At 69.0% G+C, this 11479-nt stretch carries 13 protein-coding genes; 3 read left to right on the top strand and 10 right to left on the bottom strand.

Translation table 11 applies throughout. The features are described 5' to 3' along the window. The 4 genes from tgmA to OG715_RS36815 form a co-directional block, all read right to left on the bottom strand. The gene (tgmA, locus tag OG715_RS36830) at positions 1–279 is read right to left on the bottom strand and encodes a putative ATP-grasp-modified RiPP (protein WP_266272923.1); all 279 of its coding nucleotides are present in this window, start codon (positions 277–279) and stop codon (positions 1–3) included. Positions 280–1186: 907 nt separating this feature from the next. Next, positions 1187–1450: a hypothetical protein gene (locus OG715_RS36825; protein WP_266272925.1), complete on the bottom strand. Its 264-nt coding sequence runs from the start codon at positions 1448–1450 to the stop codon at positions 1187–1189. A gap of 71 nt (positions 1451–1521) precedes the next feature. Beyond that, a complete protein-coding gene (locus tag OG715_RS36820) occupies positions 1522–2433 on the bottom strand; it encodes an IS3 family transposase (protein WP_266274519.1) in 912 nt (303 codons plus the stop codon). Between the two features lie 5 nt (positions 2434–2438). Beyond that, positions 2439–2750, bottom strand: coding sequence for a transposase (locus OG715_RS36815; RefSeq protein ID WP_266271908.1), 312 nt, complete (start codon positions 2748–2750; stop codon positions 2439–2441). Between the two features lie 218 nt (positions 2751–2968). Here OG715_RS36815 and OG715_RS36810 point away from each other — a divergent pair, with 218 nt between their 5' ends. Further along, on the top strand, positions 2969–4192 hold the full coding sequence (locus OG715_RS36810; protein WP_266272926.1) for a helix-turn-helix transcriptional regulator: 1224 nt from the start codon (positions 2969–2971) through the stop codon (positions 4190–4192). Between the two features lie 461 nt (positions 4193–4653). Here the strand turns inward: OG715_RS36810 and OG715_RS36805 are convergent, their stop codons facing one another. From OG715_RS36805 to OG715_RS36785, 5 genes are all read right to left on the bottom strand, one after another. Further along, entirely contained in the window at positions 4654–5163 is a 510-nt protein-coding gene (locus OG715_RS36805; RefSeq protein WP_266272927.1) for a hypothetical protein, read from the bottom strand. Beyond that, positions 5153–5401: a hypothetical protein gene (locus OG715_RS36800; protein ID WP_266272929.1), complete on the bottom strand. Its 249-nt coding sequence runs from the start codon at positions 5399–5401 to the stop codon at positions 5153–5155. Before OG715_RS36800 ends, OG715_RS36805 begins: the two co-directional genes overlap by 11 nt. A 374-nt stretch (positions 5402–5775) precedes the next feature. Then, a complete protein-coding gene (locus OG715_RS36795) occupies positions 5776–6636 on the bottom strand; it encodes a zinc ribbon domain-containing protein (RefSeq protein ID WP_407661059.1) in 861 nt (286 codons plus the stop codon). After that, on the bottom strand, positions 6567–7577 hold the full coding sequence (locus tag OG715_RS36790) for a recombinase family protein (RefSeq protein WP_323182207.1): 1011 nt from the start codon (positions 7575–7577) through the stop codon (positions 6567–6569). The genes OG715_RS36795 and OG715_RS36790 overlap by 70 nt, the downstream gene beginning before the upstream one ends. Continuing rightward, positions 7559–8017 (bottom strand): VOC family protein, encoded by a 459-nt coding sequence (locus OG715_RS36785; RefSeq protein ID WP_266272930.1) that lies wholly within the window; start codon positions 8015–8017, stop codon positions 7559–7561. Before OG715_RS36785 ends, OG715_RS36790 begins: the two co-directional genes overlap by 19 nt. Positions 8018–8292: 275 nt before the next feature. Between OG715_RS36785 and OG715_RS36780 the strand changes: the two genes are divergently transcribed. Together OG715_RS36780 and OG715_RS36775 are read left to right on the top strand one after the other, a co-directional pair. Continuing rightward, a complete protein-coding gene (locus tag OG715_RS36780; protein WP_266272931.1) occupies positions 8293–9285 on the top strand; it encodes a GlxA family transcriptional regulator in 993 nt (330 codons plus the stop codon). A gap of 71 nt (positions 9286–9356) precedes the next feature. Continuing rightward, positions 9357–9986, top strand: a complete 630-nt coding sequence (locus tag OG715_RS36775) for an isochorismatase family protein (protein ID WP_266272932.1) — start codon at positions 9357–9359, stop codon at positions 9984–9986. A gap of 77 nt (positions 9987–10063) precedes the next feature. Here OG715_RS36775 and OG715_RS36770 read toward each other — a convergent pair whose 3' ends face one another. After that, complete coding sequence (locus OG715_RS36770) at positions 10064–11467, bottom strand: amino acid permease (protein ID WP_266272934.1); 1404 nt, start codon at positions 11465–11467, stop codon at positions 10064–10066. Positions 11468–11479: the final 12 nt, after the last annotated feature.

Below are 11479 nucleotides of genomic sequence, written 5' to 3'. Positions count from 1 at the left end.
TCAGCCCGTGCCCTGGTCCTGGTCGTTCGACTGCATGGTGTCCACGTCGGACGGTACGTTCTGCCCGCCGTTCTGTCCGTCGCCGCCACCCGTGGTGGTCGGGCCGGTCTGGTTCGTGCTGGTGCCGTGCGCGCCCATCTCGACCGTCCGGCCGTGCTCGTCCACGATCACGGCAATTTGCGTCTCGGGGTCGATCACGGGCGTGTACTGCGGAACCGCGAGGGTGGGTGCGTACGGCGCCATGCGCTGTACACCCCAAGGGGCGGGTGTGGTCGTCATATGTGCTGTTCCTCCTTGTCGTGGTGGTGCCAAGTAGGTTCAACCACCCTGCGGGAGCGCAGGGTGCGGGGCAAGCCCACCCCGGCCGACATAGCCACGTGACACCGGGGCGGGAGTGGTGCCCCGTCCTGGCGGGTGATTCCCTTTCCGTCCGCCAGGACGGGTGATCGTGGGGCGCTAGCTTCCGCGCCCGAGGGGGTACGCCCTGCGGATCGGGGCCGGCTCGCCGGGCTGCGTCCACCCGAGGGGGAACAACTCCGGCTCGCCCGGGAATAGTTCGGCCCACTCGTCGGTGAGGAAGGCACCCCACCGGCCGCACGTCGTGCACCGCCAGACCGGCCCACCCGGACCGCTCTGCACGGCGCCCGACTCTTCGGCCCGCTCGACCTTGTGTCCGGCGCCCTCGGGGCACTTGTACATCCGCTGTTCTCCGCCGCTAGTTCTCGGTCTGGGCCCCCGCCCTGGTCGTCCGTGCCGTCCACTCGTCACGTCACCAGGGCGGGGGTTGTGCTTCCCGACGGCAGACAGGCACCCGCCGGGGCCCTAAGGGTGGTCCTGGTCCGCGCCGGGGGGCTGAACCAGGACCACCGACGCGCGCCGCCGCACGCGCCTTGCCGCCGGGTGGGACCGACGGGCGACCCGGAGAGCGGGGGAATCACTCCGGGAGACTTGGACGGCTCGGGACGGACACGCGGACGACTCAGCAGCCCGTACCAGGGCCGGAGTTGGACCGTGCGGACGAACCGCGCCGAGTACTGGCCGTGGTGCCAGCGACAGACCGTCATGACCGTGCGAAGCCCTATCGCCGGTATGGGCACCACATCCCGTGTCACTCCGCAGGGGAAGCACCAGCCCGAGGCCCAGCGGAGCCCGTCCGGCACCAGCGGGAGAATCCCGGTCTCTAGGTTCATGAGCCGGTACGCCCGCGCCGTGCCTCGCGGCACAGTGCCGAGCCGTGGTGCAGCGCCCTGCGAACGCGCGCCCTCGCCTGTCTTCGGCGACGGAACCAGGTCTCCCAGTCTCCGCCGTACACGATGCCGAGCATGGCCACCGCCAGGGCGAGGAACGCCCACACCCAACGGCGCCCGGTCTGCGGGTCGAGCCTGCCGAAGGCGAACACCAGGACGGCGGGTCCGAGTCCGACCACGGCTGCCAGGGCAGCGCTGATCACAGTTGCTTTGTGCCGCATCACAATCCCTCCGATCACTGCCTGAGCTTCCCCCGTTGCGCGAGAGGTGCTGATTACCTGGTCAGGACGGATGTGGGTGGTTCGACGGCCACTGGTTCGGCCGTCGCCTGGTCGGCGTAGTACTTCGTCTCGTACTCGTCCGGGCTGAGCCAGCCCAGGCGCTTCTGGATGCGGCGGGTGTTGTACCAGCCGTCGATGTAGGCGAACAGGGCGAGGTCGGCGTCGGTGCGGGTCGCGAAGGTCGTGCGGCGGACGCACTCGGTCTTCAGGACGCTCCAGAAGTTCTCCGCGAGGGCGTTGTCGAACGAATCGCCCACGCTTCCCATGCTCGGCTCGATTCCCGCCTTCAGCAGGCGAGTTGTGAGCTTGATGGACGTGTACTGACACCCGTGGTCGCTGTGATGGATCAGCCTCCCGGGCTCGACGGGCCGGCCGTGCAGCGCATACTCCAGGGCGGTGAGGACCAGGTCGGCATCCGCGCGCTCCGAGGTGTGCCAGCCCACGATCCGGCGGGAGAAGGCGTCGCGGATCGAGGCCAGCCACCATGGTCCCTCACCGGTCGGGATCAGCGAGATGTCGGCCACCCACAACCGGTTCGGCGCGTCGGCGGTGAAGTCGCGCTGGACCAGGTCCGGGGCGGACTCGGCGGCCGGGTCGCGGCGGGTGAAGGAACGGGGCCGGCGCGGGCTGACACCCTGGATGCCGGCCTGGCGCATCAGGCGTTCGACCCGCTTGCGGCCGACCCGGGTGCCCTCGCGCCGCAGGACGGCGTGGACGCGCGGGGAGCCGTAGGTCTCGTCGGAGTCGGCGTGGATGCGGCGGATGTGATCGGTCAGCTCGGCGTCGTGGCGTCTGCGCTCGCACGGCTCCGCCACGTCGCGGCGCCAGCGGTAGTAGGTGGAGGCGGGGATGTGCAGTTCCCGGAGGACGGGCTCGGCCCCGAAGCGGTCCTGGTGCTCGTCGATGAGCTTCAGTACCGTCGCCGGGTCGGGTCGAGCTCCTGGGCGAAAAAAGCCGAGGCGGCCTTGAGGATCTCGCAGGACCGGCGGAGCTCGGCGTTCTCCTTGCGCAGAGTGGCCAGTTCCTCCTTCTCGACGGTGGTCAGCCGGTCGTCGCGCTCGCCCCGGTCCGCCTCGTCCTGGCGGATCCAGTTGCGCAGGGCCTCGTGGTGCACGCCCAGGTCGCGAGCCATCTGCCGGATCACGGGCTTCGGGTCGGCGGCGCGGTATGCGGCAACAGCTCGCTGCCGCAACTCGGGCGGGTACTTCATCGGTGCAGCCATGGCAGAGGCTCCCTTCTCATGGCCCATCAGGCCATCTCCGGCAACCTTCCGCACGTCGGGGGAACCTCAGCCGGACGTTGGGCGAGGCACCAGTTCAGGGTCAAAGGCCCCGCGTGAACAGAGCATGGATGACGCACTCTTGTGGCATCCCTGTCTCATAGTTACTGCATCGAGTGCCCTGACCTGCTAGAACAGTTACTCAGAGACAGGGAGGCGACATGGCAGCTCGGCGCAGGGCCTTTATCGAAAGGCGCAAGGCCCTTGGTTTCACTCAGGATTCCTTGGCTCAGAGCGTGGGTGTTGACCGCTCGACGGTGGCGAGATGGGAAAGCGGAAAAGTCGATCCGCAGGATTGGCAGCGCCCCACTCTTGTCAAGGTGCTGAGGGTGACGCTGGCCGAGCTTGACGCCATTCTGTACGGTGGCGTGGATCAGGGGCGCTCGCAGGTTATGCGGGCTTCCGCAACCGTACCGCCGGCCTATGACGACGAAATCGACGCCTTGGAGCTGGCGCGCAGGGTTTCAGCCAGCGATGTTGGAAAAGAAACTATTGAACGGCTAGAACTGACCTTTCACGACCTGGCCGTAAAGTATCCGACCGTGGCTCCGCATGAGCTATTGGGCCAGGTGCGAAAATATTCGTCGTATGTGACTAGCTTGATGGATGCAAGAAAGACTCTGGAGGAACACCGGCAACTGCTGGTCATAGGTGGATGGTTTTCACTGCTCGGCGCCACGCTGCACATTGATTTGAACCAGCAAGATGCTGCAACAGCCAGGCTGCGGACGGCAATGACCTTGGCACAGCATGCCGGGCATTCGGAAATTCAAGCTTGGTGCTTTGAAACCGACGCCTGGCGGGTACTAACCGATGGCCACTATTCGCGGGCGGCGGAACTTAGCGCCACAGCCCAGCAGTTGGCTCCGGCCGGAAGCTCAGTTGAAATTCAAGCCATCGCTCAGCAGGGGCGGGCGTTCGCGCGGCTTGGATATTCGAATGAAACATATTCGGCAATAGATCGAGTACAATCTCTTTCCTCTTCCATCGGCACGCCGGATCAGCCAGAGCATCATTTTCAGTACGACCCTGCAAAAGCTGTTGCGTACGCCGCAACCACTCTGGCATGGCTCGGAGATCCGGCGGCAGAAACCTATGCAAGAGAGGTTATTTCGCGGCTTTCGCCGCCGGACGACCTGACCAAGTGGCCTCGCCGAGTGGCCTCGGCAAATATTGATCTCGCGCTCTCTTTGGTAACCACCAATCGCCTTGATGAAGCATGCTATGCGGCGCAGCGCGCAATGCTCTCAGGTCGGGTGGCACCGTCAAATCACTGGCGTGCCCTAGAAGTGGTAAATGCCGTTGAGACCGGCAAGATTTCCGATGCGCGCGACCTCAGGGAAGCATATGAAGAAATGCGACTCCAGATAGAGTCTGTGGATTGATCGGCGGAACACAAAATGGCCCCACTTCGAATCCGATTAGGGAATCGAAGTGGGGCCGTAATGGTCCGCAAGAATGGTCTAATGAGCCATGCGAGTTTTTTACCTCCCGCCCGCGCTTCTGGCCAGGAGAGGGGAGGCCCCCGGGTGGGGTAGGCCCGGGGCTGCGACCCTGTGTCGGTCGGTCGCACGTCGGACGTGCGCCTCATGTCGGGGCCCGCGGAGGGATCACCGGCGGATCAATCGGTTGACCGTCTGGCTTCCTCGGTGTCACGTCGATGGCCAGCAGCCGGCCGGGGTCGTGCGGGTCGCGCATCGGCTGGACGCCCCTCGGCATCGGAGCCCCACCGTTGAGTACTGGCAGGCCAGTTGGAGAGTCCGACCACACGGGCCGTCCCTGCGCGTCGCGGGGGAAGTGCGGATAGGTCCCATCCGGGCCGGGGTCGAGAGCATCGACGGCCATGTCACTCCGTCGCTTCGATGTAGGCGGTCCGCTTGGCGTCCAGCTCCTCGGCGTAGTGCTCGCCGATCTCGACGGCCATGCGCTCGACGGTCTCAATCAGGTCGTCCACCAGGCGCAGGTCATACATGCGAGGCTCCGGCACGGTAACGCTCTGACCATTGGCGGACTGTGCACGCTGGGCAGCGTGCATGATCTTCTCCCGCTTGTACCGCTCGGCCCGGGACTCCATGTACGCCATGAACCACGGCTCTTCGGCGAGCAGTTCGGCGAACCGTTCCCGGTTGGCCTTGTCGGCGTCGCTGGCCTGCTGAGCACGCTCACGCCACGAAGCAGCGAACGCACGGTCGTACTCCGCCGCGCGGTCGGCCTGGCGGGCGGCCTCGGCTTCCTGGGCGACCGCCAAGGCGGCTTCGGCCTCGGCGAGTGGTGTGGCGTACTTGTCGGCCTGGGCGCGCAGCTTGGCGAGCTTGTCGGCAGCCTTGGAAACGTCGGGTTCATGGTCAGACCTCACGATCGGTGGGAGCGGAAACGTTGCGGCCGAGCTGCACGGCGGCAGCCTTCGCGATCTCGTAATGGCCGAGCGAGATGCGGGAGAGTGGGTTCATCTGGTCGTACTGCTCGGGGCGGTCGCGCTTCATCTCAGCAAGGTGCTCCATTGCGGAGTCGTACTGGAACGCGTCAGCGCGCAGACGGAGCTTCGCGGTCGCCCGGTCCTCATACGTGTAGGTGTGACTGCCAGGGTTGCTCACGGTGCTACCTCCGGTGGGCCGCCTGTCGACGGCACGAAGAAGCCCCCGCCCGCGGGTTCGGGAAGGGGCTGTGCAACTGCTCTTGCGGGGCGAACGGGCACGCCGGAGATGGGCGCGGGCACTCGGTCCGCCTGTTCCCGTTGGTTGGGTGGTAGTCCCGCGCTACGTCTCTCGGAAGTAGAAGAGGGGGACGAATTCCCGGGGCCTGCCCTGCGGGCCCTCTGACGCTCTGCCCCTCTCTTCCTGGGAGTAGAAGAGGGGGACGATATCCGGCGGAGTCCGAGGGGTGGTGACGGGTGACGTTGGAGACGCAAAATCTAGGTTCTTCTATACACACGGGTGTCTAGATAAAACAGAAAACGGCCCTTCGAACGTCACCCGTCACCACCCTCGCCGATGCCCCACGCGGCTGCCTTGACGGGCTCGGCAAGCCGGACGCTGGTACCCGACGCCGGAGCGGCACCAACGGGCATGGTCAGCACGTCCCGGAGCCCCGCCAACTCCTCCACCGCGGGGTCCAGCTCGCCAGTGATCGTGAACTTGACTCGGCGCATGTCGAGCTTCCGCCACCCGCCGCGTACGCCCCGCTTGACCTCCAGGCGTGCGCCCACGTCGACCAGCATTGCCCGTCGGGCGCCCGTGTCGGCCTCGGCCCACTCGTCCGCGTAGGTTCGGCCGGTGGGTGTCACGATGCGCTGTGGCTCGCGCTTCTCGCGGGTCTCCAGATCGGCAATCCGGTTGTCCAGCGCATCGGCGCGCGCCTGCCACTCGGCCGCCGCGTGTCGGGACTTCTGGCGCCCCTTCTGCTGCTGGTGCTCGCGGAACTCCGCCACGGTGGCGTCTAGTTCGGGCTTCGGGTCGTACCCGGGCACCTCTACGACGTGCTTGGTCGGGACGGGTCCGACCAGCCGCAGGAACTCGGCGGACACGAAGTCGTCCACCCAGTCACCGCGCACGCTCGCCGGCAGTTCGCACAGGTCCCCGCGGGCGTGAGAGTTGCACTTGTAGGTGGGCGTCTTGCCCGCCTGCTTGTTCAGGTACATGCGCCCGGCGCATGCGTCGCAGTGGATCACGCGCAGCAGCAGCGCGTCAGTGTCCTGCCGGTCCCCGTTGTTGATGCTGCGGGAGTCGAGCAACGCCCCGATGCGGTCGAACTCTTCGCGGGTCATGATCGGGGTTTCGGTCTGCATGATCGGAGCGCCCTCGGCGTCCCGGACCGGCTTGCCCCGGTGCATCTTCCAACCCAACAGGGTTTCGTTCCGCAGCATCTTCGTAATGACGTGGGGGTCCACTGGAAGGCATCGCGGACGACGTGCTGCCCCTTGCTCCCGCCAGTCTTCCCGCCCCGCTCACGGCCCATCTTGTCGGCCCAGTAGTCGCGCGGGCTCAGCACACCATCGGCGTTGAGACCGGTAGCCACGGCGGAAGCGGTGCGCTTGTCCAGCAGCTCACGAACGATGCGCTCGATCACCTCGACCGCTTCGGGGTCGGGTACCAGCGTCCAGCCGATCCCGCCGTGTTCCTTCGGCATGGGGGCGGGCATGTAGCCGTACGGGGGGCGACCACCGCCACGCCAACGAAGCGGCATCTTGCGCAGTGCTGCCATGGCACCGGTCACGCGGTCGCTGATGCTCTGCGATTCGACCTGCGCGGCGAATGCCAGCATGAGCATCTGCAACTCGGCCATGGGGTCCATGGGGTTGCGGAAGTCGAAGACCAGACGGCCCCCGCCGATGCCCTCGGCGAAGACCAGTACCTTTCGGTGCTTCCTGGCCCACTCGGCGAGCGTGTGCATGTGGGCCATGGACCGGATAGCACGGTCGAAGCGCCACCAGACAAGGGCGTCGAAGCTGTCCGGGTTGCTCAGCCACCGGCCGAGCTGGGGACGGTCAAAGGGGCCGGTCTTGCTCGCCGACACGTCAAGGTCGACGGCTTCGCGGAGTGCGTCACCCTCGCCGAAGTCGATTCCGAGCGCGGCGGCGGCTATGTCGTCGGCTTCGCGCTGTCGCTCGGGGCTGGTGGTCTCGTCTGTAAGGACGGACAGTCGGATTGCTCGGACGCCTCGCAGCGTCCCGGTAAAAACGGTGCCCTCGGTCCCGGGCAGGCTGCCAGTAGTCATGTCCTCCGGAGAGGGGGACGATATCCGCTGGTCACGGGTCAGGGTGGCGGTCGACACCGGGGACTACTCCAGAACTGGTAGTCCGGAGTGTTGGGGTCCTGCATCGTGATGCACGACTCGTTGACGCCATCGGCGCGCTGCGTCAGCACGTGCTTCGCGCCGAGCACCGTCAGCCGTGCGCATTCGGCCTCAAGCGTGGCCAGGCGCTCGTCACCCACGAGCCCGACGCCGGCCCGCACATCGAGATGCACCCGGTTCTTGACGACCTTGCCTTCGGGAACCCGCTGGAAAAGCAGGCGCGGGGCCGCACCCGAGGGATCGGTGCACGCGAAGTAGACCGCGTCCTCGGGCGGCAGGGAGCGGAAGCACTCCTCCCACGTGGCGAAGCCTTCCGGGACCTCCGGCATGACGTACCCGAGCACCTCGCACCAGAAGGCGGCGAGGCTCACCGGCTCCGCGCAGTCGAAGGTCACCTGGAACTGTTTGATCGTTGACATTGGCGCACAATAACAGGGGCCTTGATCATCTCCCCAGGTCAGGAGGCCCGCACGTTGCCGGGAGGAGAACTGCTGCCCGCTGTCGTGCCGTGCGGTCGCAGGGGTGGACCGAGGCCGGCGCCTCCCCAAGGGGAACCCGGCCAACCACTCCCGCACCGTCGAAGACCGGTTACGGGACAACCTTCGGCCCCCTCCTCCCGCCGTCCCGTGCCGTGTCCGGATGTGACAGGGAATCGTCATTGCCGCCGTCCGGCCGCCGGGCCGAGGATGGAGCCATGCCCACTCCGCACCGGGTCGTCATCGCGGTCTTCCCCGATGTCGACCTCCTCGACGTCACCGGCCCGGCCGAGGTGTTCGCGCTGGCCAACCGGGAGACCGGTGGCCGGGCGGGCTACCAGGTCCGGCTCGCCGGTCCGGTCGGCGGCGCCGTCCGGACCTCGGCGGGGGTGCGGCTGCTCGCCGATCTCTCCTTCGCCGAGGTCGGCGCGGACGTGGACACCCTGCTGGTGCCGGGCGCGGTCGAACTGGCCGAGCACGGGCCGGTGGCCAAGGTCGACCGCACCGTCGTCGACTGGGTACGCGAAACGGCACCGCACGCCCGCCGGGTGGCCTCGGTGTGCGTGGGCGCCCACGTCCTGGCGGCCGCCGGCCTGCTGGACGGGCGGACCGCGACCACCCACTGGTCCACCGCCGCGCAGCTCGCCGCCGATCATCCCGAGGTGACGGTCGACCCCGACCCGATCTTCGTGCGCACCGACCGGGGCCGGCTGTGGACCGGGGCCGGCATCAGCGCCTGCCTGGACCTCGCCCTCGCCCTGGTGGCCGAGGACCAGGGCGAACGGACCGCGCTCGCGGTGGCCCGGCAGCTGGTGATGTACCTCAAGCGGCAGGGCGGGCAGAGCCAGTTCTCCGTCCCGCTGAGCCACCCGGCCACCGAACGGCGCGACATCGACGAACTGCTGCGGTGGATCGCCGAGCACCTCGACGGCGACCTCTCCACCCCGGCCCTGGCCGCCCGGATGTGCCTCAGCGAGCGGCACTTCGCCCGCGTCTTCACCCAGGAGACCGGCACCGGCCCGGCCGGCTACGTCGAGGCGGCCCGGGTGGAGGCGGCCCGGCGCCTGCTGGAGACCACCGACCGACCGCTCGACCAGGTCGCGGCAGCGGCCGGACTCGGCTCGGCGGAGACCCTCCACCGGGCCTTCCGCCGCCGGCTCGCCACCACCCCGGCCGCCTACCGCCGCCGCTTCCGCACCCCGGCCGCCTGACAGCCGTTCCCCCTTCTCGCGGCACTGCCGCACGCCCTCGAACACCCGAAATATCCTGGAAAGGCACCCTTGTGACCACGCACACCACCACCCCGGCGACTCCCCTGCGCACCGTGATCGGCCTGGACGACCGGCTGCCCCGGCTGGCCGACGCCGTCCTCCTGATGATCGACTTCCAGCACACCTACCGCACCGGCGTGATGGCCCTGGCCGGCGCCGAGGAGGCCCTCGCCTCCGCCGCCGACCTCCTGCGGCGCGCCCGCGCGGCGGGCACCCCGGTGATCCACATCGTCAACGACGGCGGCCCGGGCACCCCGTACGACATCCGCGCCGACATCGGCGCCATCAGCGCCGAGGTCGCTCCCCTCCCCGGTGAACCCGTCCTCGTCAAGACCTTCCCCGACGCCTTCCACGCCACCGAGCTCACCGCGACCCTCACCGCCCTCGGCTTCGCCCCGGAGAGCGGCAAGGACCTCGTCCTGGCCGGCTTCATGACCCACATGTGCGTCACCTTCACCGCCCAGGGCGCCTTCCGCCTCGGCTACCGCCCCACCGTCGTCGCCTCCACCACCGCCACCCGCCCCCTCACCGCCCCCGACGGCACCCTCGTCCCCGCCGCCGCCCTGCAGGCCGCCGCCCTCACCACCGTCACCGACCTCTTCGGCCTCGTAGCCCCCACCCCGGCCGCCCTCCCCGCCTGACCGGCCCCGACCCGGATCTGCCGGAGGGCCCGCACCACTCGGTGCGGGCCCTCCGGCAGATCCGGGTGCGGCGCGGCTCAGGCGCGGCAGCGGGCGGTCCGGGCGGTCAGGACGACATGGACGAGGACGCCGACGAGGAGGAAGAGGGCGCCCTGGCAGATGGCGGCGTAACCGGAGCCGACGGCCAGCCAGGCGGAGAAGGCGAAGGCGACCAGGGCGAGGAGCAGGTCGCGGGCGAGGCGGGCGGGGGCGACGCGGGTGCGGTCGCCGCGCAGCAGCCAGCGGAGCTGGGCGGCGGTGGAGAGGAGGTAGGGGACCGTCGCGGTGAAGGTGGTGACCAGCACCAGGGTGTCGAAGGCGGACTTCGCGCCGGAGGCGAAGTTCAGGACGGTGAGCAGCGAGGCGAGAATGACGCCGACCAGGACGCCGACCACGGGGACGCCGCGGCGTTCGACGGTGAAGACGGCGGGGAACAGTCCGTCCTTGGCGGCGGCGTAGGGGGCCTGGGCGGAGAGCAGGGTCCAGCCGTTGAGCGCGCCGGTCATCGAGACGAGGGCGGCGACGGCGACGGCCGTTCCGCCCCAGGAGCCGCCGAAGACGGTGTTCACGGCGTCGGAGAAGGGCGCGGTGGAGTGGATCAGCCGCTCGTGGGCCACGGTGCCGAACACGGCGAGCGTGCCCAGCAGGTAGACCACCGCGGCGCCGGCGGTGCCGAGCACGCTGGCGCGGCCGACGTTGCGTTCGGGGTCGCGGACCTGGCCCGCGCTCATGGCGGCCGACTCCACGCCGAGGTAGCTGAAGAGCAGGATCGCCGCGGCGGCCGTCGTCCCGCCGATCCAGCCCTCGCCGGTCGCGTCGAAGGGGCCGAGGTTCGCCGGGTCGAAGGCGGTGAGACCGGCCACCGAGACCACCATCAGGGCGACGAACTTCAGTACGGTGGAGACCAGTTGGACCGTTCCGACGTACCGGGTGCCGGCCAGGTTGGCGAGCGCGGGCAGCCATTGGACGGCGAGCGCGCAGGCGAGGGTGAGGCCGGTGGACCGGCCGAGGGGCCACAGCACGTCCAGGTAGCCGACGGCGGCGACGGCGAGGGCGGCGTTGCTGACCCAGGTGGTGATCCAGTACGACCAGGCGGCCAGGAAGCCGGCGAAGTCGCCGAAGGCCTCGCGCGCGTAGACGTACGGGCCGCCGGTGCGCGGGTCGCGGCGCGCGAGGCGGCCGAAGACCAGGGCCAGGGTGATCGCCCCGACCGTCAGCACGGCGAAGGCGAGCAGGCTGACCGTCCCGTAGGGGGCCACGGCGGCGGGGATCATGAAGATGCCGCCGCCGATGATGTTGCCCATCACCAGCGCGGTCGCGGTCGGCAGGCCGAAGCGGCGGCCGGCCGGGGGCGCGGCCGGGGCGGGGGGCGGGGGCGTCGGGTCGACGTCCGTCCGCGTGGGTCGGGATGCCTGCCGGGTCGCGGCCGGGCTGGTCTGCATGGGGACGTCGGG

The organism is Kitasatospora purpeofusca (assembly GCF_036010405.1).
In the GTDB taxonomy this organism is placed as follows: domain Bacteria; phylum Actinomycetota; class Actinomycetes; order Streptomycetales; family Streptomycetaceae; genus Kitasatospora; species Kitasatospora purpeofusca.
Note: the sequence above shows the minus strand (reverse complement) of the source record. Positions and strands in the feature narration are given on the sequence as shown.